Raw genomic sequence first — 21,001 nt, forward strand, 5'->3', positions numbered from 1 at the left:
AGGCCAATCATCCAGCCTCGTTGTCTCCGGTCTCGTTCCCTGAGACTCCATGAATCGCGCCCACGGAAATCTTCAGTTCCCGGCGCAGTTCGACCTTGTCCACCCTACCGTCGCGAATCCAGACCACCCGGTCCGAGACCGCCAGCATCTTGTGGTCGTGAGTCGCGGAGATGATGGTCACGCCGCGCTCCGAACTGAGCATCTTGAGCAGGTCGATGATCTCTTCGCCGGTGACCAGATCCAGGTTGCCCGTGGGCTCATCCGCCAGGATGATGGCCGGGTCGTTGGCCAGGGCCCTGGCAATGGCCACACGCTGCTGCTGTCCGCCGGACAATTCCAGGGGCTTGTGCTGGAAACGATCGCCCAGGCCCACCAGCTTGAGCAGCTCGATGCCCTTTTCCGTGGCCGCGTCGCTGTGCAACCCGGCAAAGGTCATGGGCAGGGTCACGTTCTCCAGGGCCGTCATGACCGGGATGATGTTGAACGTCTGGAAAATGTACCCGATCTTCCTGTTGCGCAGCCATGCCAGTTCATAGGCGTCCAACTGGGCGATATCCACCTCGTCGATGAACACCTTGCCCTCGCTGGGCTTGTCCAGACCGCCGACCATGTTGAACAGGGTGCTTTTTCCGGAACCGGACGGTCCCATGATGGAGATGTACTCCCCGGCGAAGATCTCCAGATCAACGCCCTTGAGGGCCTGAACGTCCTGCTTGCCCATCCTGAAGCTTCTGGTCACGCCGATGACCCGGACAATGGTGCGTTGCGTCATCTTTTTCTCCGAAAGAGGCAAACGCCGCCCGTAGGCATACGCTGCATGACCGCCATGCCGAGAAAGTCGATGGAATGTGCGCAATAAGAAAGGCAACTCCGCGGCTCAACCGATAATATTCGGACTGGATGCCGGCATCCGCCGGCATGACTGACGTGGAAACAGCTTGTTGCAAAGTCATTCCGGCGAAAGCCGGAATCCAGTGCAAGCGAATGAGCAAAGACTGGATATGTTGAATAGTTACGAAGAAACATTCAGAGCTCCTCTTCCGCAGCGGACCTCAGTGTTCGGCCTTGAGGGCCATGACCGGACGCATCCGGGCGGCCACATAGGCCGGATACAGGACTCCGATCAGGCTGAGCACCGCCCCCACGCCCACGGCAATGAGCATGGAAAGGCCGGCCGAGGTCCAGGGCAGGGTCGTCCAGACCTGGGTTCCGAACCGGATCCAGTTCGTGGCCATGGAGAACAGAAAACCGAAAAGCGCTCCCAGCGTCGCGCCCGCCAGGCCCTGCAAGGTCGCCTCGATCATGAACAGACGGAGAATCATGGAATCCAGCGCCCCCAGGCACTTCATGATCCCGATTTCCCGGAAACGTTCGGTCACGGCCATGAGTTGCGCATTGACGATGCCCACGGCGCAGACAAGCAGCGAAAGGATGATGATCCAGCGTTCCCGCGGGGTCATGGAAACGGTCCGCGCCTGTTCGTCCACATCGAAGCCGGCCCGTGAAAGCATGACGGCGGCGTCCTCTCCCCCCTGGGCCATCAATCCGGCGGCGACGTTCAGGTTGACCAGCACGAAACTCAGGAACGCCGTGGCCAGGATCAGACTGCCGACGGTGATCAGGGAGCGGAAAAAGCGGACCTGAAGATTCTTGACGCTGATCTCCAGGGATTTGCGGAACGTGAGCACCACGGCCCGCTGGACGAACCGCCTGGACATCGGCTTGCCGCTTGCGTCGCGCAGCGAGGAATAGGTTGCGTCGGCCATGGTCATGCTCCATCCTGCATCTCAACACGCCTTGTCTGCTCTTCTCTGATTATCGGGGTCGGGGTCGGAATCGGGTTCGGTTTCGAAAGCAATAAAAAGTCCTTCACATGATTTCGATTCCGATACCGATACCGATTCCGATACCGATTCCGATACCGATTCCGATACCGACCCCGATTCAAAAAACGTCAACAGCCGTAGCATGCTGAAAATTTGCCATCGTTGCACATTCGCAATCAGGAAACCGGTTCCGGCTTGCCGACCACGGAATATGCGTCATCCGGAATCTGCTTTCGGGATCTCGCTTCGACCACCAACTCCTCCAGGCAAGCGATTCTCAGCCGTGGCGAGGCAGCCACAGTGGACACCAGAAGTTCCAGGAACTCCAGGGCACGGGAATTCATCCGCTGGTGATGGAGCATGATCCCCAGCAGTCCGCGTTGGAGTCCGCTCTCCATTTCCGCGAAGAAGTCGGTCCAGGTCTGCCGCGGCGTTCCGCGCCGGGTGTGCAGGTCGCAATTGACCGGGATCTCCGGCAGATCGATGGATTCACGATCCAATGCCTTGTCGTTCCTGGATGCCGCCTGAAAGCCCAGTTCGACCAGACAATCCCCGGTGACGGCATCGAATCGATTCCAGGGCGGAGTGAACACGGGCACGAATGCATGGCCCATGATCCGCTCCAGGCGCTGCCTGCCGAGCAGGACGTCCCTGCGCTTGGCATCCCTTGATCTGGCAGGGCCGAATTCGCTTTTGCGTCCCTCGGGTTCGTGATTGACGTGGCGTCTCCCGTGCTGGTGAAAAGACCACCTGCCATGCTTGCCGGTCAGAGCTTGAACCCCACGCCAGCGGGAAATGCTCAGCCACGAAGGGACCACGGCCAGGGCCAGCGGAACCCGGTTGCGGCGGAAGCAGTCCGCCATGGCCGCGAAGTTTCCTGATGGAATGGCCACATCGTCCGCGCGGAACCAGACTGTCGGAAGTCTCGACACGGAACAGGAAATGCCCCGCTCCAACGCCTGGGCCAGACGGCCCGCGGCCGAGTAATCAGGCTCGCGCCACATCGGGCTGAGGTGAGGTTTTTGCGGCATGGCCCTTTCTCAATAATTCTTTGTCGATCGTAACTTCTCAACACACGTTATGTGATTGCCTCCGGCAATCGGGGTCGGAGTCGGTATCGGAATCGGAATCGGTTTCAAAAGGTTGGAGAGCCTTCACATAGCTTCGTTTTCGATACCGATACCGATACCGACAGCGATACCGACTGGGCAAGGGTAGCGCATGCTGAGTAGTCACTGTCGATCCTCACTCCCAAAGCCTCCAACGAGCTTGCAAGGCCGAAAGATCAGCGCAGACCAGACTCGGGCCAAGAAGCGCGAACCGCCCATCCGGTCGTCTCCCAACCAGTCAGAATCTGAGCCGTGGTCACGGCGCCGTTCAGATTCACGACCTGTCCCGCGTCCCTGTCCCGGCGACTTGGTCCGCAACGCCGGCATCTCCCGGAGCCGCCATTCAAGGCGTTGGAAAATAATCCGGAAAAGACGGAGGGCGCGAGATCATCGGCACGGAGCATGGTCAGCACGCCTCGTTGTTGCAGCCGCTCAGCCCGCATGCTCTGTTCCCTGTTCCGGGCAAAAGGCAGCACCATCGCCTGAACACCGGCGGCCAGCAGATTCATGGTCGTGTTGTATCCGGCCATGGATACGGAAAGATCCGCCGCGGATAGCCAGGCCGGGAAGCGATCCGTGAAGCGCTCGATGCGGATATGACCCTGGGTCAGGGTAAAATGTTGCAATTCCTCTGCCACGGTCCGGTCCATGAATGGTCCCGTGAAAACTTGCAGGCGATGTGGCCGTTTCTCGTGTATCATGCTCGAGGCGTGCACCACGGCCCGCAGCAGTTCGCCGCCCACGGCGCCGCCGCCGGCGCTGGCCACGACCAGATTGTCCGTGGCGGTCAACCCAAGTTCCCGGCGCAGGGCGTCGCCCGCGGCCGGATCTACGGCAGGAGTGATGTAACCGGTGTATCGAAGCTCCGGGACAATCTCCGCGACCCTGGAAAATGTTTCGTCCAGGCGGACAAGAGAAGGATCGGCGTGCACCAGCACCAGATCGAAAAACCTGTTGAGATGGTCCAGGACCCGCTGCTCAAATTTATCCTGGTCGGTCTTTTCCACCAGAATATCGCGCACGCTGCACACCGCCCTGCAGTTCCCGAACTCCCCGTCCCGGATGGCCCCCAGAACAGGCAGGATCTCGAAGCCGAACCGCTTGCGGCCAAAGGGAAACAACTCCACGAGAAAAATATCCGGCCGGACCCGCTGGACATGCTCCATCAGGCGGCTGCGACGCTCTTCCATGATCGTTGCAACCAGATCAGGATCATCGTCTCCCTGGTTGGAGCGAGCGGTCATCAGCCGCTGGAAGTCGCAATCCATGCGCAGCGGGGGCAACGGCACGTGCCGGACATGATCCGGCAGATCCACCGCCACGTGCTCCCCGCCGGTGACCAGATCCACACGGCTCGGAGCCAGGGCCTTGGCAATCTCCAGACTGCGAAACAGGTGCCCGACTCCCAGGACATGCTGACAGTAGTGAACGATACGCACGATCCTCCCCCGGGAGCGCCGCACCCCAGTGCGGCACGTCTTGTCACGGGACATCCAGATCAAATACCCCATCAAACCTGAATCAATCTCGACACGGCTTGCTCTTCTTCCTGCTTAAAATACGTGCCGCACTGGGGTGCGGCGCTCCCAGGCACCCACGCGCCCGTTCTCTTTGCGCATTCCAACATTTTAACATTGAAGACACGATCCTCCCCCCGGGAGCGCCGCACCCCAGTGCGACACGTCTTGTCACGGGACATCCAGATCAAATACCCCATCAAACCTGAATCAATCTCGACACGGCTTGCTCTTCTTCCTGCTTAAAATACGTGCCGCACTGGGGTGCGGCGCTCCCAGGCACCAACGCGCCCGTTCTCTTTGCGCATTCCAACATTTTAACATTGAAGACACGATCCTCCCCCCGGGAGCGCCGCACCCCAGTGCGGCACGTATTGTCACGGGACATCCAGATGCAATACCCACTCAAAAGTTCGAGCCAGTTCGGTACGGATTGCTTTCTTCCAACTTGAAATATGTGCCGCACTGGGGTGCGGCGCTCCCAGGTTTTTCAGCATTCATTCGAGCAGTTACAATATTCCTTGATTCAGCGCCGTCAGTTCCAACCTGTTCCGGCAATTGTAGCAGTCGCCCTCACTCCCATTCTCCACGCAACCGTATTGTCTATCATTCTCCACCAAAGGCCCGGCATGTTCACCGGCCATCAGCACAAGCCCGTGCACGGTATTCGGCAGCAGCGGATCACCTTCCTCGGGCAGGAAACGCATCTTCAGCAGGCTGTTAATCAGGCATTTCAGCACTCCCAGATGGGTCACGATCAGAATATGCTCCCCTGGATGTTCTCCAGCCAGGCGATCCAGGGACCGCCTCGCCCTGCTGAGCACCTCCTTGCGCGACTCGCCGCCGGGAGGCGCGAACTCCCAGCCCAGCGCCTCCTGTTGGCGCAACTCTTTCCCAACCGTGGCCCGCAGATCCCGGATTCGCCGCCCGGTCCACCGGCCCCAGTCCTGTTCACGCAACCCGGAATCCGCGGCCAAGGGCAGTTGCAGAGCCCTGTTCAATAGATTCGCCGTTTGCACCGCCCGGTCCAGATCACTGCTGACGATCCTGCTCAGTGGTCCCGGTTCTCCCCAACCGGCCTGATGCTCCCGCAAGGCCTCACCCCATCGAAGGCAGACATCCCGCGCCTCCGCGGCAATACCGGTCTGGGTCTGCCCCTGAATCCGCTTCTCCTTGTTCCAGTCCGTCGGAGCGTGGCGCATCAGTGTGAAGTAGGTCCTTTGTGTCATGGAGAGATGTCTTGATTATCGACTTTCCTGGCGAAGCGATTAAGAGAATGGGAACCGCCCGCTTCGCTCAAGTCGCCAAGTTCGCCAAGAAACATTTTTGGAAAGCAGGGAAAAAGCTGCTTTCCAAAAGGTTGCCTCACCCCAAGGGGTGAAATCATTTTTTCGACAGGCGTTAAGCCTTGTCACCTCCGCGTCATTGCCGTGGAAGACATAGATCCTTCTTGGCGTCCTTCGAGTCCTGAACAAAGCGGCCTGCCCCGCCCTCACTTTGTTCAGGAAAGTTCTCACTTGCTACGGTCTGCCAGGACAGATTGAGTGCGGGCCAGTCCACCCTGTTTTGATCCACAATTCGCTCCAGGACCGACTCCATCAGTTGGTAGTTGACATCGATATCATGTTCTTCACGCACGAAACGGGCAGCGTTCTGGCCCATCTTCCGCCGCAGGACGTGGTCGGCGCACAGCTTGGCGCAGGCAGTGGCGAACGCCTCCATATACAAGTGTGGAACCAGAAAACCTGAGCGTTCATGCCGGACCACGTCCCTGGCCCCGGCGTGGCTGGTGGCCACAACGGGCAGACCGCAGGATTGGGCTTCCAGGTAAACCATTCCCAAGCCCTCATTGATCCCCGGAAACGCGAAGACATCGCCGGCGCTGAACACGTCCATGAGCCGATCCCGCTCCACCAGTCCCAGGAAGCGTACCCCGCCGGGCAAAATCCTCCTCGCCAGTTCCTCCAGTCCTCCCCGTTCCGGCCCGTCGCCCGCCACCACCAGCAGGGGACGCAGTCCATGATTGCGCAGTTCGGCGGCGCAGCGGATTACCCAGGCCACCCCCTCGGCCTTGACTCCCGGCCGCAGCACCGCCGCGGTCATCAGAACCGGCCTCTTCTCGCCGTCTGCTCCCGAATCGAGCCAAACACGGCGATACTCCTCCCGTGCCCGCGGATTGAACCTGAATCGCTCGACGGGCAGCCCCTGGCGCAGAAACGTAGAGGCCCCGTCCGGCAGGAGTTGTCTCAAGGCACGGTAATCCGAACTCTTGTTGGCAAAAATGTGATCAGCCGCCATCAAGGCATGCTTGTTCAACCGATAACCGGGCCAGGTTTTCAATTGTGCTGCCCGTTTGGCCGCGTAGGCTCCGGAAAAGATGCAATAGGGCGTGCCGCGGCGGCGCATGTACGGTCCGAGCAGATCCGGCGCCTTGTAGTAGCTGTGATAGGTCAGAACCATCTGGGCCTGAAAATCATCCGCCAAGGCAGTCGCCTTCCTGAGCAGACGAACCAGATCGGGCCAGAGCCACGGTTTCCAGAAGATCCACTCCATTGGCAAATACGGACAGATCCGGACCTGATGGCCGCGCCGGGTCAAATAATCATACAGATCACGGGCAATGGTCACGTCGCCTGAAAGACGATCATGATCCAGCGGCTTGAACGGCGTGTTGAGCAGGATGCGCATGAAAAAATACCTGTTGTTTTCGTTCAGAAGTCACGAGTCCGATGATCTCGCCAGGTTCCACCTCCGGAATGGTGCAGGTGGATGTCAGCCAGCCTGCGGGCCAGAATCCTGTTGTCGAAAACTTCCTCGACCTTGGATCTTGCCGCGGGAATGATCCTGGCGCGCAAAGCCTGATCCGTGAGCAACCGCTCCATGTTCGCGGCCAAGGCGACGGAATTGTCGCAGGGCGCGAGCAGTCCCGTCCTTTCATGCTCCACGAGCTCGGGCACGCCGGAGATCTCCGTGGCCGCCACGGGCACACCCATGGCCATAGCCTCGGCCACCACGTTGGGAATGCCGTCCCGGTCACCGTTGCGGGCTTCCCTGCAGCCCAGCACGAACAGGTCGGCTTTCCGGTAAAGCCCGATCACGTCCTCGTGGGAGATGGTGCCGGTCATACGGATCCTCTCGTCGAGTCCCAGATCCCGGATCAGTTTTTCAATTTTGCCTTTATCGCTGCCGCTGCCCACCAATGTGTGGACGAAATCCAGCCCTTTCTCCCGAAGCAGGCGCAGGGCTTCGAGGATCGTGGGCAGCCCCTTCTTCTCCACGAGTCTGGCCACCGTCAGCAGGGAATAGGGCGGCTTCGCCCGGGCACAACCGCCCGAGTCCGCGAACAGGGACAGGTCGATCCCGTGATAGACTGTATGCACCGGCGTGCTTACGGTCTCCTTGCCACTGGATGCCGCTTTCAGGTTCTCCAGATGGCGGCGGTTGTATTCCGTGCAGGTGACCACGAAGCGGGCAAGGCGCATCTTTTCCCGAAGCCGTTCCGGAGCCTGGGTATAGATATCCTTGGCATGGGCGGTGAAGCTGAAGGGCAATCCGGCCATGGCCGCCGCGTACAGGGCCACAGAACTGGGCGTGTGCGCGAAATGAGCATGGATGTGCTCGATTTGGCCGGCATCCGGATCTGTACGCATTTTCTGGACCAGGAAGCCGGCCTGCAGAAAATGCTTCAGCCACGTGTGTTTCTTGGGCGTTCCGGAGTAGCGGGAACGCATCAGACCGGTCCCACGACGATAGGCTTGCACGTCAGTCCGGAAAAGCCGGACATTCGCTTTCGCCAGTCGGCCAAGACCCCAGAACAAACTTTCCGGCAGATACGTCACTGGTGCCCGGATCTGTTTGACCGAGGCATGGCTGAATCCTTCCCTGGGCCGGCGCATGGAAAAAATATGGATCCGAAAGCCGAGTTCCTCCAGCAGCCGGATTTCGTTGGAGATGAAGGTCTCGGAAATGCGGGGATAGCCCTTGAGGACCATTCCCAGGACCGGCATGAGATTGGAACTGGACTTGATCTCCCGCCTTCGCGGAGCCGCACTGCCAACTATGTTGACTGTTTGCTCGCCCATCTCGCCTTCAGTTCCTGGACGTCCCGATAAACCGCATCAATGCGTCTGGAGGCGCTTGCGGTGAAGGACAATGGAGCCGATGTCGTTTTCCCGCGTCCTGCCTCACGGCGAAACTCCGCCACCCGAGCGCGCATTTTCTCCAGGCCGGTCATGGAAAAGGCCTTCACCGCATCGACGTAGCTCTGCGGGTGCTCAAGCAGAGCCTCCGTCTTCGTGCGCAACAATTCCGGAGTGACGGCATCCCAGGGAATATACTCTACAAGACCGCGCTTGTTCATGACCATGGCCCTGATCTGCTGCTCCATGCGCGGGCTGTTCCTGGGTATCAGCAGCGACGGCTTGTTCAGGGACAGGATCTCGCAGACCGTATTGTATCCCCCCATGGATACCACCAGATCCGAGCAGGCGATCTTCTTTTCCAGATTCTTGCAGAAACCGGCGAAGCGAACCCCCAGGCGCTTGGCTCGCTCCGCGAGGTGGTCGCGCCGGTCGCTCGACAAAAAAGGTCCTGTAATCATCAGGGTTGAAAAAGGCGGTTCCGGCCAATGCTCGAGCATGTCCAGCCAGTTTTCCAGGACCGCGTACCCGTCCCCCCCGCCTCCGATGGTCACGAGCACCTGTTGCTTGCGACCCTGCCGGACGCCGTTCCCGGATCCGTTCAGGCAGGATGGCGTCAGCCGTGGAATATAGCCCATAAATGTTGTCTTGGCGGCGATATTGTCGGGAATGGCGTATTCAGCGATGGGATCGTAGAGATCCTGTTGTCCGTAAATCCAGATCTCGTCATACAATTTGTCCAGAATGTCGGTATAGCCTTTTTCCTCCCATTCGGAACGCGTGGACCGCGCATCGTCCAGGATGTCCCGCAATCCAAGAATCACCTTGGACCTTGGACGCTTCCGCCTGAACCAGTCCAGGGTGGGCGATATCTCGCCCTTCAAGCCCAGCGGAACCTTGTCCACAATGAAGATGTGCGGATCAAAGGCCTTGGCAGTAGCCTCGATGATGGAACGGCGGATGTGGATGGCGTGCCGAGGATCGACGCGAATGGAATGAGGAAGATAGACGGTATTGCTCTGCTTGATCATTCCGGGCATGCGCACGAAATCGATGCCTGTGGGAAAGGAATAGCGACCGGCAATGGGTGAACCGGTCAGGATAAGCACGTTGACGCCTTTTTCCTGCAAAGCGGCGGCAATGGCCATGGTGCGACGGATATGTCCCAGGCCATAGGTGTCGTGGGAGTACATCAGGATGTTGAACGTAGTTTCGCTCATCGGCGCTCCCGCATCGGCAGGCAGAATTGAGGTGGAATCTGGTTCGCAGCGCAACAATCACTTCCATTTGCCAGGCGCCATTGCGCGGCATGCCCCGGAACGGCGGATCATCCTCATGCCCGACCAGGAGCAGATTCGCCATGAATCCAAGGCATAAGCGAAACACAGCAATCTGATAATTCCGGAATAATTACGAAAAGGTCAGGATAATTCAGGGCTCGGCTATGACGTGAAGGGTGTTTTGCAAGATCAGAACCACATCAAATTTTGCCGGACCAGATATTTGTAGGTGATTGAAGGGGTCAGGAGGATAGGTGACGGTGTGAGATTGGATTGTCGCATCGTAGAGACAAGGCATGCCTTGTCTCTACATTCGTGCCGCACACAGCATATCCGCCTGCCAATCAAACGTGAATGATGTTCTGCTAGATCAGAACCGCGCCGGGAATTTTGCCGAACCAGGAATTTGTGCTGGCTGAAAAATCAGGAGGACGATGACGATGACGGTCGGTGAGATTGGATTGTCGTATCGTAGAGACAAGGCATGCCTTGTCTCTACGTTCGTGCCGCAAACAGCAAATCTGTCTGCCAATCAAACGTGAATGATGTTCTGCTAGATCAGAACCGCGCCGGGAATTTTGCCGAACCAAGGAATTTGTCGTGGCTGAAAGATCAGGAGGACGGTGACGATGACGGTCGGTGAGATTGGATTGTCGTATCGTAGAGACAAGGCATGCCTTGTCTCTACATTTGTTCCACGTACAACGTATCCGCCTGCCAATTCACCGGATTGTCGCGGATGTAGCCCTGGATTTTCTGATAGGAATCGGCATCCCGGATGATGTGATCATAAAAACGTGCTTGCCACGCAAAATCAAAACCTAGACGACGTGCATGCCTGGTGACAGCCGCTTTATATGAACCGACAATGGATGACAGCGTGTTTTTTCCCTGATTTTGAAACCGATTCTGGCCACGGCATTGCGACGACGGTTGGGCTGGTGACTGAATTTGGGGTCGTGGCGAGAATTGTGGTTGCGACTGGGATTGTGGTTGCGATCGGCCCTGTAGAGACAAGGCATGCCTTGTCTCTACGACGGATTCAATCGACTGATTTGATTTATGATTTTTATTATATATATCGTTGTCGTTGCCCGTCCAAATCAAAATGCCATGAATATGGTTCGGCATGACAACAAATGCATCCAATTCGACATTATCTGCGTGATGTTTTATTTCGTACCATAACACCTCACCATTCGCGTTATCCCTCATGACTATGCGGAATTATGCTCCAGGTCGTAGTAGATACTATCGCTTATTCCCAAGAGGGTTAAGATTTTTGTTTGCAACTGAGAAAGTGGACTGACATGACGAAATTTATGGCCAGCAACGATTCCTATCGTCAAAGTAACATGCGAGAACGCCTGAAGCAGCCTTTCAGTCGTCGGCGTGTCAGTCATTTTCTTTGGATTCTCCTGATGCAAACCGGCAAGTTTTTCGTTGTTTCGCTTCAGTTCCCGGCTGACGACGAACTCGAACAGAGTCAAAACTCGCAACGCTATGCTCATCAAATAATTCAAGCCCATTACCTGATCATCGCGCATAACGAAGAAAGGTCTCAGAGACAAAGGCGAGCCTTTGAGTCGATGAAACCCTCTCTCGATCGTCCACTCTTTTCGATAGCTCAGCATCGCGGCTTCAAAGCTCAATTTTTCTGCGGATTCGCTGGTAACAAATGCTTTCCACCCCAACGTCCGCTTCAACTCCTCGATGGCGTCTTCCCGACGATCAACCGAAACCACCTGATATCTGACCTGCTTGATTACTATCTGTTCTCGATTCGTTCCGCTTCTGCCACGCCCTTTATTACGAACCAATTCCTTCTCCTGACGTTCAGATCGGCAATCAAGCAGACCTCGCACTTTGTATTTGTCGAGTATGGCTCCCACTGCCTGTTCGAATTGAGTTTCCTCTTTGATCTGGCGTTTTCCGCGACCAGGAGCCGGGGTCAGTGCTCTCAACTTGATTTGCGCCTCTTGAAGTCGTTTTTCCAGCCCCTCTTGCAAGGTTCGGGCGTGGCTCACGGAGCATGCCAACAGGACTCGTTCGTTCCAGGTGAAGGTGTTTCCAGCAACATCAGACGAGCAGGTTCGAGTAAATTCATAGCCTTTGCAGAGCAGGCAAGGCTTGCCGTCCTTATCAAGTTTATGCCCATAGACGTGTTCCAGCTTCCTATCAACTTCCAGCCCCTGCTTGATCCAATTCGGCATCTGTTCGGCCGTTTCTCCGACCAATGCCAGTGGACTCAAATAGTGATTCCCTCCAAGAGCTACGTGGACGCGTGTCGCCAAAGCCGACATTTTGCAGTCCCCCACGAACAACAAACCTTTCTCAGTCAACATCGCCATAGCTCTGTCAATGGCCGGAATATACAACGGGTCGTCGGCATGCTCTCCGGATACCGCAAGAGTGACCAGAGGAAGTCCCAATGGGTCCAATGTCGCCGCCATTACTTTTATCTGTGGAAGCGATGGATCATCCTTGCTGTTACCGAACTGAAAGAGCCCGTTCGCCGTGATTTCATGGTAACCGGAAAAAGTGGTAGCATCCAAACGCACAACCTGCTGATCGAGTTTGTAGACAGCAATCGTCCTGCTACCCAAATCCGTCTCAATCTTTTGCCAAGTTTCAATATCACTCAGGTTCCTCAAAAGAATTGTCAGCCTGTCATCAGTAAAATCCGTTTCGCGGATACTCAGCCCGGTAATTCTTTCCAATGCATCATGAGTGTTGCTGACCCAATCACGAACGGTCAGCTTTCGATGATCCCCTTGAGAGATGATATGGGCAAGCCATATCACGGCCATCCATCCACAGCTCAACCCTTCGTGAAGCCAGTGCCGTGGAATATGTTGGTCAAAGATCTCTCGGACCCCCATTCTGGTGATAAATTCTATCAGAAGAGGAAGGTCGTCCACTCGTTCACTGGTAATTGTCGGAGTTGTGTTGTTCATCCTCCAATTTTAACAAGAAATTAAAACAATTGGAATCAGATTACGCGAATGGTGAGTAACACATCTGCCAGAATCCCGATGTGAGATAATTGCATTTTGCCTTGAACGACATCTCCAAAAAAGCATGCACGATTTTTTGTACAAATGGTAACGAAATAAAACCCATCAGCCCCGTAGTCCCAGTTTTGCAACCTGGTTGATGGGATACGATATTTATTTCGAAATCTGTCCATTGTGGTTCAAATCGCATCCGTAGAGACAAGGCATGCCTTGTCTCTACAATTGGAATGGTTTCTCACGGATTTACAAATTTCCTACTCAGAAAAACAACATGGCATCATTCTGTGCGTCGATGATTCAACAAAACCCACGTAGAGACAAGGCATGCCTTGTCTCTACGATGCCCGACATATTCCTACATTGTTTCACATCCCCGGCAATTTGAAACGCATGGTCACCTCGCCAGTGGACCGGTCGATGCTGATCAGCGGTTTGTCCTTGTCCGTGCGCTCCATCTTTTGACCGGTGGCCATTTCGAAGAGGTCGGAGAGGAACTCCATTCCGTTGTTCAGCACCCGTTCGATTTTCTCCGGCGACTGGCCGGCCAAAACATTATCGTTTTGATCCGTAGCCCCTCCTGATTGTCCCGGAGTCTGCGCCACGACATCTCTCGCTTCGTCGGATGCCGCATCCATGGGCTCATCGTCCATGGGCTCCTCGTCCGAAACCGCCCCCGCCTCTTCCCTGTCGCCCAGTACCTCGGGATTGAGATAATGCGGGGTATCTTCCGGAAGTTCCACGCTTTCCCCGGTCTTGGGCATTTCCGTCGGCTCCTCGCCCAGCATCTCCCGGAGCTGATTCAGAAGCTCATTACGTTTTTCCTGGGAGAAATCCACCTGGTCGCCCTGGCCGTCGATGACTCCCTTGAACAGGTCGGTCTTGAGCTGCAATCCGGCCAGAATCCGTTCCTCGATGGATCCTTTGACCACCAGGTTGATCACGTTCACGCAGGAACTGGCCTGCCCGATCCGGTTCACCCGGCCGATGCGCTGATTGAGCTTGGCCGGGTTCCAGGGCGGTTCAAAATTGATCACGCAATCCGCGGCCTGCAGGTTCAGACCTGTGCCGCCGGCGTCCGTGGACAGAAAAACCCTGCATTCCGGGTTGTTCGTGAACTCGTCGATCAAGGCTTGACGTTTGGGAACGGCAATTTTACCTGAGAGCTCGACAAACGGGATGCCCAAGTCCGAGAGCTGTTTTCCAATCAGATAGGTCATGGCCGTCCATTCGCTGAAAATGACGACCTTGCGGCTGGTCTGGACCACGACCTCCCGCAGGATGTCGCGCAGTTCCTCCAGTTTTGGAGAAATCTGGGTTTCTCGGTCGTACAGGTAGGTGGAGTCGCACACCCGGCGCATGCACAATAGCAGTTCCTGTATCCGGCGCACATCCATGGGGGTCAGGAATTTCTTATGCAACAACTGGCTGAGCTGACTGGCCAGGCCCCTGTGGATCTCGGCCTGCTTGGGATGCAGATCCACATAATAGGTGTTCGTGACCTGGTCGGGCAGGTCCCGCAGCACCTCCTCCTTGCGCCGCCGCAGAACCAGAGGTTTGAGCTTGTTGTGCAGCGCGTTCAGGTTGCGGTAGCCAAGAATATGGTCCTTTTTCTCCCTGCTGAGCAGATAGTGCTCCGCGGCGAAGCGCCACAGGGGGCTGAGCAGTTCCGGATCGAGAAACTGGACAATGGAATAGAGATCCTCCAGTCGATTCTCCAGAGGCGTGCCGGTGAGCACCAGGCTGTGCGAACGCGGAACGCGCTTGATGCTTTCCGCGGTCTTGGTGTTGAAGTTCTTGATGCGCTGGGCCTCGTCCAGAATCACCAAGTCCGGCGAGAAGGCGGCGAGGGTGTCTTCATCGCGCAGGACAGCCTCGTAGTTGCTGATCTTGAACAGGCTGCGGTCTTCTAGATACTTTCGCCGTCGCTCAGAAACCGATCCGCTGATGACCAGGGCCCGTTCCGAAGTGAAGCGCTCCACTTCCCGTTTCCACTGGTCCTTAAGCGAGGCCAAGGTCACCACCAGAATCCGTGAAAAACCGAATACCTGTTTTTTGAGAACCCCCAGAACAATGGCCTGCAAGGTTTTGCCCAGACCCATTTCGTCCCCGATCAACGCGGCTTTCTTGTACAGGGCATAGCGGACGCCTTCGATCTGGTAGGGGTACAGCGTGGCCCTGATGCCATCCAGGCTTGGCAGGTCCTGCCCCTCCATGCGCAGCAATTCCTGACGGTCGAAAAACGCACTGACCTTGTCCAGCACCGCGGAGCGCACCCGCACGATCTTTGCCCCGTTCAGGGCGTCCAGCAGGACAGGAAAACGGCTCACGTCCGGATCACGATAACGGCCCTGTTCGTCGAAATAGTCGCCAAGGGTCTGTTCCAGCCCTGAAGCCCTCAAGACCTTGGGATGGCCGAACAGACGCGGACCTGAGATCCGCGAATCCCAGTACACGTCCAGGAACGGAAAAATCCCCGCACTTCCGTTCTTGAAGGATCGTTCGCGGCACTGTTCCAGGAGAAAGAGCAGATGTTTGCACGTTCCCAATTGATTGCTCAAATAGTCGGGACAGGTGCAGTGCCCCTCCCCGACCGACGGATCGTGCAGGGTAACGGTGTAGGCCCGGCCCTTGGCCGTGCGCACGACGTGCTCTCCGGCAAGCATGTCGCCCATCTCCGCTTCCAGGTCCTCCTTCCGGGCGCGCTTGGCGCGCTCTTCCAGGACCTGCCATTTCAGCTCCTCCGGAGTCAGAAACCGGCTGTCCGCGACAGGCCCCTCGTCCGGCTCCAGTATCGGCGCGTCTGGCAACGAGACAGTGGCTTCGGCTGTTGCCCGCTTCACCTGCCCATTGCTGCCCAGGCGTTTGGCCACGTCGAAAAGCACGGCCACCACATGCTTGCAGCCTTGACCTGGATAAGGACAGGTGCAGGAACTGGCCAGCCCGTCTCCGTCAAGCTGGATTTCCGTAACATAATCGCCGTAGTTTCCGTCGATCTCGTAGACAAACCGCATCGCCTCCCTGTCCACCTCGAGCATGTGGTACGCCCCCTGGGCATACAACCTGTTGCCACGCTCGAAAATGGTTGTGGAATCCGCGGCACGGCGGATCATTGTCGTATCGATTGCAAGCATCTTTTCTCCGTATCATGAATTTGAGGTGCGGAGTCGTGTGCAAAAAGTCTTTTTTGCACACGACAGAGGTCAGATGGCAGAGGACGGAAGTCAGTAAAACAATGACTTGCAAACCCGCTCTTGACTCAAATGCAGACAAAGGACTTTTTGCACTGACCTCGATGCGGCCACTTGTCCAAGCATGTTTGCAACTGCCGGGTCATGGCTCGCATACGCTTAGCCCAGGCCTTCTCGTGAATCAATGACCCGGACAACTGCTCAATAAGGTCAGGCGATGAGTTGACCTGTGCAAAGGGTCCCCTTAGCGAAGCTTCGTGATCCAGCTATCGAGGCCAAGCTCCAGCCGGAACCTGGTTCCCAGTGCGCTACACCGCTATCGCACTGGGGTGTGTCGCTCCCAGGATTTATTCGTTGATTGCTTCAAGTTTTGAGCAGTTACTTCGGAAGGAGTCATGGCCAGATCAATAATGATACCTCGCCATGACAATCTGCAGTTTCCCGTCATGGATTCGATATACCAGTCGATGCTCGGAATTGATTCGACGGCTCCAGTATCCCGAAAGATTATTCTTCAGTGCCTCTGGCTTTCCTATTCCGGAAAAGGGATCTTTTCGAATCCCTTCGATCAACTTCATGATTCGAGCTAAAATTTTCTTGTCGTTTTCGGCCCAGTACATCATGTCGTCCCAGGCATGATCCGCCCACTCAATGATCATCGGCCAACTCGGCAATGTCCGCCAATGAATGGGAGGACGTTTTTCCCTGCTGAATCTGTTCCACGGCTTCAATCATGCGCCGGGCATTGGCCGGAGACTTCATCAGGTATGCCGTTTCCAGGAGAGCCTCGTAGTCTTCCAAACTCAGGATGACCACGCCAGGTTCGTTGTTTCGAGTGACAATGACGGTATCATGGTCTTCAACGACACGATCCATCACCTTGGCAAGATTGTTCCGCAATTTGGTGTAACTCATCGTTTCCATGCTCATTCACCTCCTTTTCGGCAATATGTACATGTACGTGATCCTGTACCTTTGTCAAGCAAGCAGTCCAAGGTTCAAGGATCTGCATCAGTTGGACCCTTGCAATAGGAATGGGCAAAATAAAAGGCTGGACCTAACTATTCAGCATGCTGTTGCCGGGCGGAATTTGACATCGCCGTCGGTATCGGTATCGAAAGCGAAGCCTTGCGATGTGCTCCTCAACGTTTTCAAAATCGATTCCGATTCCTTTTCTGATTCCGATTCCGACTCCGAATTGTCGGAGGCAGATTGAGCAACATGTGCTGAGTAGTTACGGCCGGACCAGCCTGACTTGAAATGCACCGAGGGGAATGCGCTGATCAAAATATGGCTTTGTACATCGTGAGTGTACGCGTGTCGCTGTATCTTGCACGGACGCTTCCAAGCGTGCTACACGTTGCATAATCCTGCCGAGTCAACCCGCAACAGGGAATCAGATGGCGCCGAATCGACTTTATCTGGTTATTGCCTTGGTCGCGGCAATTTTGCCCTGGTCCTGGACGGCCCGGGGAAGTGACTCCCCCTCACCCTGGCCCGCTGACAGAACCGTGCTCATCGTCAGCGCGGACCATGCCTACCCTCCCTATGAATACCTGGACGACGGCCGGCCCACGGGCTTCAACATCGAGTTGATCCAGGCCGTGGCCGATATCCTGGGCCTTCCCATTGAATTGCGCCTCGGGCCGTGGCAGGCGGTCAAACATGATCTGGAAACGGGTCGTGCCGACATTCTCGCCGGGATGTATTATTCCGACGATCGCGCGCGCACCTTCGGCTTTTCCGTCCCACATACCATGGTCTCCTCCGGCCTGTTCGTCCGCGACGGTTCGACGATCAAATCCCTGGACGACCTGCGTGGCCGCCGAGTTCTGGTTCAGAAAGGGGATATCATGCATGATCATCTGCTGGCGGCCTCCTTTGCCTCCAAGGTCGTACCCGTAATGTGCGGGCAAATGCACATCAATTCATTAGTGGCTTCAGCAGCTCCGGGATTTTCTCCCTCCAGGCAAGCTGCTCCTGCACATCCCGGCGCTGCCTGGCCAACCAGGCCAGAACCTGGCTGACGTCGAACAGGTTCGCCACACTTTTTTTTCGCCCCCGGCACCTTGTCCGTCAAGCGCACGGCAATGGTCGTAGGCGACTTGTCTTTGTAAGGTTCGGCAATCTCCACGTCGCGGCCACGGGAGTATTACGCGTTTATGACACACCGCGCTCACTGAGGTAGGTCGCCCTTACAGGGCTTGTCTGCTTTTCCATCGTTGTCCCAGGGCGCTGCCCTGGGCGGCTCTAACATGTCGCCCCTTTGGGGCTGAAATCAAGCCCTGAAAGGGCGAAACAACTACAGCCCAGGGCAACGCCCTGGGATATCAATGAGATATTTTTTCAGCCCTGTAGGCGGCCTAAAACGATGAGGCTCATCAAAAATGCGTAATGCCCCCAATCTCGCCGCGATGCCTGCGCCGCAGATCGGTGCTGGTCACGCCGACGATCACCAGTTGCGGCTTGACCCCATTTCCCCACCCGCTACAATGAAGCGGGTATAAGTCCCCGTTTTTGGGGACTTATTTTTTATTCAAAGACAAAAAAAGCGTCCGCGGCTAGTTAAAAAAGGGTGTACTGTTCCGGTTTTTCTTGTACCTTTCGACGCTTTCCGCCGTGAAAGTTCACTGTCTGCTCAAACTGCTTGTCCGTCAGAAACATAATGGCGACCTCGCCACCCGGAGGGAGCTGTCGGCGAATAGCTCTCAGCAAGGAATCTTTTTGTTCACGAGAGGCGACGAATCGCATGTACACGGACAGTTGCGTCCTCTCGAATCCCAGTTCAATAAGCACGTTACGAAAACGTGTCGCCTCCTTCCGCTCAAAGTCCGTGATCACCGGCAAGTCGAACATGGTCAGCATCCACATGATCCGGTATCCGCTAAGTTGCGTCGTCCTTGTCATGGCGCTCCCGTTCTGACTCCGCCGCCACCAAATCCAGCGGCAGCAGCAACTTTTGTCGTTGGCCAAGAAGGGTTTGAGCCAGGGAAGTAGCCAGAACCTTCAGGCATTCCGCCATGGGACTCCGTCCTCGCTCCCCTTGCATGTCCAGATCCCCCACGGCAGACAGAAAGCGCTTGGCTTCGGGGTTCACTTCCGTTCGCCCTTGCCGAACCAGTGTAAGCACCCGCAAGTCCACCAGCGGACGGAACGGTTCCATCAAATCGTCCACCAGCCGCATGGGATTATTCAGATTTTTATGATGTAAGGGAAAGGAAGGGTGCAGCCCCGCACCCATGACAGCACGTGCAGTGATGGCCCGCAAGACAGTGTAGCCATAGTTGAGCAGGGCGTTGACTCCTTCCTGCGCACGTTCGCGCCGAAAGTCGGCTCCGAACAGAAGAGGAAAGTACAGCCTTGCGGCCTGGGCTTCACAGTTCCCGGTATCACCCGAGCGGACCTTGCGCTCCAGCAGAGCCACCGGAGATAAATCTTGCCCGGCATGCGCCAGCGCCCTGGCCTGAAAACGGATTTTCACCTTCACTATCTGCTGCCAAAGGCGTTTCTTCAACGGCGCTCCAGCCCGGACCTGGGCCTCCAGCCGCTCGGTTTGGCGGTGGTGCGTCACCAGAGGCCAGACCAGCGCCGCCGGTGTATGCCGATCGCCGCACAAGACCACGGGAACGGAGCGTTCGGCCAGGGCCATCAGGAGATTGTTGCTGTACGTCAGGCCGTGGGCATGAGTAATGACCATGCCGATGTCGTCCAGGGGGATGCGCCCGGCTTCCTCCTTCTGGGCCTTGACCACCAAAAAACCGCGTTCCTTGGAAAGATGGAGGCCGTCACGAGCGATCTCCACCACGCGCCCAGTCACGATCGCGGCCCCGGATCCCTGACGCGACAAAGGATGTCCACCGATACCGCAATATCAAAAACAAGTTCGTCGCCCCCTACCTCTTCTTCAACCTCTCCCGCCCCATCCGCTCGATCAGTCCGGCGGTTTTCAGGACCAGGTCCAGGCTGATATCCGGGATTTCGTCGTTTTTTTCCAGGTAGCCGGAGAGGTATGCGTCTGACTTGCTGTCAATGCCCTTACGGATGCAGACGAGGTGGGCCACGGTTTCGGCCTCGAATTCCCGGATGTTCTGGTTCAACCCCCTTCTGGACGGCCACCACTTCTCATTGGGACTGCCCAGATGGCCGCAGTAGAGGTGGGCGAGTTCGTGGACCAGGGTGACGTAGCGGCCCGCGGTGTTGGTTTTGGCGTTGAGGGACAGGTGGTAGCGTTTGGGAACATCGACAAAGCTTTCCTTGGGCTGGACCCGGACCTGGAATTTCAACTGCCCTGACGATGCCCAGGGCAGAATGGATCCCGCCAGTTGGGAGCCCGCGTTCTCGGTCGCCACCTCCACCCCGTCCCGGATCGCGTTGGAGACAGTCCGGATGTAGGGCTCTTCGACATCCACGGCTGGGATGTCAAAAGGGTTGGTCACCTCCGTGGGCAGGGCCGGAGCGCCGGGAAGCGGTTCCGTGTCGCTGACGTCGAACACGAACATCACCGGCCCCATGGTCTGCAGGATCACGATGGGCCGGGTATTGGGCTTGACCGTACGCTTGTATTTTTTCAGCCAGACCCGCGGCGTGGCCACGAACGTGGCCCCGGGCATCTGAATCTGGATGAGCATGGCGTTGTAGGGGGAATAGAAGCGAAATCTTTTGATAAAAGTGAGCAGCCCTTTAAAATCAGTGCTTTTTCGGAATGTTTTCACCTGGATGAACAGTTCGTCCAGGGCCTTTTTGTCCTCCACTTCAACGCTCACATATTTTAACCCTCTAGCGCTCAGATAAACTGACCCATTGACCGCACAGCATTTTTTGGCTGTGCGGCCGTGGATGATTACGGGAACGGACACCATTGGTGTCGGTTGCGATTCGACGATCTTGAGGTGGGCTTTCGAACAGGAGGGCCGTAAGGCCCTCCT

General features: G+C 56.6%; 19 protein-coding genes. 3 read left to right on the plus strand and 16 right to left on the minus strand.

The genetic code is table 11. The features are described from left to right. Positions 1 to 7: 7 nt before the first annotated feature. The 5 genes from ACYQ15_RS10410 to ACYQ15_RS10430 form a co-directional block, all read right to left on the minus strand. Complete coding sequence (locus ACYQ15_RS10410; protein WP_459937444.1) at positions 8 to 772, minus strand: ABC transporter ATP-binding protein; 765 nt, start codon at positions 770 to 772, stop codon at positions 8 to 10. A gap of 280 nt (positions 773 to 1,052) precedes the next feature. Continuing rightward, entirely contained in the window at positions 1,053 to 1,772 is a 720-nt protein-coding gene (locus ACYQ15_RS10415) for an ABC transporter permease (protein WP_459937445.1), read from the minus strand. Positions 1,773 to 2,002: 230 nt separating this feature from the next. Continuing rightward, positions 2,003 to 2,857 carry a polysaccharide deacetylase family protein gene (locus tag ACYQ15_RS10420; protein WP_459937446.1) on the minus strand — a complete coding sequence of 285 codons (855 nt, stop codon included), beginning with the start codon at positions 2,855 to 2,857 and terminating at the stop codon, positions 2,003 to 2,005. Positions 2,858 to 3,111: 254 nt separating this feature from the next. Next, the gene (locus tag ACYQ15_RS10425; RefSeq protein WP_459937447.1) at positions 3,112 to 4,374 is read right to left on the minus strand and encodes a glycosyltransferase family protein; all 1,263 of its coding nucleotides are present in this window, start codon (positions 4,372 to 4,374) and stop codon (positions 3,112 to 3,114) included. A 587-nt stretch (positions 4,375 to 4,961) separates the two neighbouring features. Beyond that, positions 4,962 to 5,681, minus strand: a complete 720-nt coding sequence (locus ACYQ15_RS10430) for a histidine phosphatase family protein (protein WP_459937448.1) — start codon at positions 5,679 to 5,681, stop codon at positions 4,962 to 4,964. An 11-nt stretch (positions 5,682 to 5,692) separates the two neighbouring features. On the opposite strand from ACYQ15_RS10430, the gene ACYQ15_RS10435 reads away from it, so the two are divergent. Beyond that, a complete protein-coding gene (locus ACYQ15_RS10435) occupies positions 5,693 to 5,833 on the plus strand; it encodes a hypothetical protein (RefSeq protein WP_459937449.1) in 141 nt (46 codons plus the stop codon). Between the two features lie 41 nt (positions 5,834 to 5,874). Here the strand turns inward: ACYQ15_RS10435 and ACYQ15_RS10440 are convergent, their stop codons facing one another. The 3 genes from ACYQ15_RS10440 to ACYQ15_RS10450 are packed head-to-tail and all read right to left on the minus strand — an operon-like array spanning position 5,875 to position 9,811. After that, on the minus strand, positions 5,875 to 7,140 hold the full coding sequence (locus ACYQ15_RS10440) for a glycosyltransferase family 4 protein (RefSeq protein ID WP_459937450.1): 1,266 nt from the start codon (positions 7,138 to 7,140) through the stop codon (positions 5,875 to 5,877). Positions 7,141 to 7,163: 23 nt separating this feature from the next. Then, complete coding sequence (locus ACYQ15_RS10445) at positions 7,164 to 8,459, minus strand: glycosyltransferase family 4 protein (RefSeq protein ID WP_459939573.1); 1,296 nt, start codon at positions 8,457 to 8,459, stop codon at positions 7,164 to 7,166. A 50-nt stretch (positions 8,460 to 8,509) separates the two neighbouring features. Further along, positions 8,510 to 9,811 carry a glycosyltransferase family protein gene (locus tag ACYQ15_RS10450; RefSeq protein WP_459937451.1) on the minus strand — a complete coding sequence of 434 codons (1,302 nt, stop codon included), beginning with the start codon at positions 9,809 to 9,811 and terminating at the stop codon, positions 8,510 to 8,512. Here ACYQ15_RS10450 and ACYQ15_RS10455 point away from each other — a divergent pair. Then, positions 9,789 to 9,968 (plus strand): hypothetical protein, encoded by a 180-nt coding sequence (locus ACYQ15_RS10455; protein ID WP_459937452.1) that lies wholly within the window; start codon positions 9,789 to 9,791, stop codon positions 9,966 to 9,968. The two genes, ACYQ15_RS10450 and ACYQ15_RS10455, sit on opposite strands and share 23 nt — an antisense overlap. Before the next feature lie 587 nt (positions 9,969 to 10,555). Here the strand turns inward: ACYQ15_RS10455 and ACYQ15_RS10460 are convergent. The 5 genes from ACYQ15_RS10460 to ACYQ15_RS10480 all read right to left on the minus strand — a co-directional run bounded on the left by ACYQ15_RS10460 (position 10,556) and on the right by ACYQ15_RS10480 (position 17,000). Next, positions 10,556 to 11,086 carry a transposase gene (locus ACYQ15_RS10460; protein ID WP_459937453.1) on the minus strand — a complete coding sequence of 177 codons (531 nt, stop codon included), beginning with the start codon at positions 11,084 to 11,086 and terminating at the stop codon, positions 10,556 to 10,558. A 2-nt stretch (positions 11,087 to 11,088) separates the two neighbouring features. After that, positions 11,089 to 12,828 carry an IS1634 family transposase gene (locus ACYQ15_RS10465; protein WP_459937454.1) on the minus strand — a complete coding sequence of 580 codons (1,740 nt, stop codon included), beginning with the start codon at positions 12,826 to 12,828 and terminating at the stop codon, positions 11,089 to 11,091. 425 nt (positions 12,829 to 13,253) lie between these two features. Then, on the minus strand, positions 13,254 to 16,019 hold the full coding sequence (locus ACYQ15_RS10470; RefSeq protein ID WP_459937455.1) for a DEAD/DEAH box helicase: 2,766 nt from the start codon (positions 16,017 to 16,019) through the stop codon (positions 13,254 to 13,256). 461 nt (positions 16,020 to 16,480) lie between these two features. Beyond that, positions 16,481 to 16,735 carry a Txe/YoeB family addiction module toxin gene (locus ACYQ15_RS10475; RefSeq protein ID WP_459937456.1) on the minus strand — a complete coding sequence of 85 codons (255 nt, stop codon included), beginning with the start codon at positions 16,733 to 16,735 and terminating at the stop codon, positions 16,481 to 16,483. Continuing rightward, entirely contained in the window at positions 16,725 to 17,000 is a 276-nt protein-coding gene (locus ACYQ15_RS10480; protein ID WP_459937457.1) for a type II toxin-antitoxin system Phd/YefM family antitoxin, read from the minus strand. Before ACYQ15_RS10480 ends, ACYQ15_RS10475 begins: the two co-directional genes overlap by 11 nt. A gap of 476 nt (positions 17,001 to 17,476) precedes the next feature. On the opposite strand from ACYQ15_RS10480, the gene ACYQ15_RS10485 reads away from it, so the two are divergent. Continuing rightward, on the plus strand, positions 17,477 to 18,103 hold the full coding sequence (locus ACYQ15_RS10485; RefSeq protein WP_459937458.1) for a transporter substrate-binding domain-containing protein: 627 nt from the start codon (positions 17,477 to 17,479) through the stop codon (positions 18,101 to 18,103). Between the two features lie 538 nt (positions 18,104 to 18,641). Here the strand turns inward: ACYQ15_RS10485 and cas2 are convergent. The 3 genes from cas2 to ACYQ15_RS10500 are packed head-to-tail and all read right to left on the minus strand — an operon-like array spanning position 18,642 to position 20,839. Continuing rightward, a complete protein-coding gene (gene cas2, locus ACYQ15_RS10490) occupies positions 18,642 to 18,983 on the minus strand; it encodes a CRISPR-associated endonuclease Cas2 (protein WP_459937459.1) in 342 nt (113 codons plus the stop codon). Beyond that, entirely contained in the window at positions 18,961 to 19,923 is a 963-nt protein-coding gene (gene cas1, locus ACYQ15_RS10495) for a type II CRISPR-associated endonuclease Cas1 (RefSeq protein ID WP_459937460.1), read from the minus strand. Before cas1 ends, cas2 begins: the two co-directional genes overlap by 23 nt. Before the next feature lie 46 nt (positions 19,924 to 19,969). After that, entirely contained in the window at positions 19,970 to 20,839 is an 870-nt protein-coding gene (locus ACYQ15_RS10500; protein ID WP_459937461.1) for a hypothetical protein, read from the minus strand. Between the last annotated feature and the right edge of the window lie 162 nt (positions 20,840 to 21,001).

The organism is Desulfonatronum parangueonense (assembly GCF_054656975.1).